Source organism: Exiguobacterium sp. SH3S3 (assembly GCF_004337115.1).
GTDB lineage: Bacteria > Bacillota > Bacilli > Exiguobacteriales > Exiguobacteriaceae > Exiguobacterium > Exiguobacterium aurantiacum_A.
This window is the reverse complement of record NZ_SJUU01000048.1, coordinates 1-351: the sequence shown is the minus strand read 5'-3', so window position 1 is coordinate 351 and position 351 is coordinate 1. Positions and strand designations below refer to the sequence as shown.

General features: G+C 48.7%; 2 tRNA genes. Both read right to left on the bottom strand.

Going from position 1 to position 351, the window contains the following annotated elements:
* Positions 1-138: 138 nt before the first annotated feature.
* Positions 139-214: transfer RNA gene (locus EVJ28_RS14025), tRNA-Ala, on the bottom strand.
* Between the two features lie 11 nt (positions 215-225).
* Positions 226-302 (bottom strand) — tRNA-Pro (locus tag EVJ28_RS14020).
* Positions 303-351 lie beyond the last annotated feature (49 nt).

Sequence of the window (351 nt, the reverse complement as noted above, 5' to 3'; positions counted from 1 at the left end):
GTTCGTCCTGAGCCAGGATCAAACTCTCCAAAGAATTTGATATAGCTCTTGAAAATGACGAAGCTTGCGCTTCAATCAAAACTTGTAAAACTTTTTTTGCCTCATCGTTCAGTTTTCAAAGTTCGTCAGTTAAAGAATTGGTGGAGCCTAGCGGGATCGAACCGCTGACCTCCTGCGTGCAAGGCAGGCGCTCTCCCAGCTGAGCTAAGGCCCCAAAAGTTATGATGGTCGGGAAGACAGGATTCGAACCTGCGACCCCTTGGTCCCAAACCAAGTGCTCTACCAAGCTGAGCTACTTCCCGTTATAAATGGTGCACCCTGAGAGATTCGAACTCCCGGCCTTTAGATTCG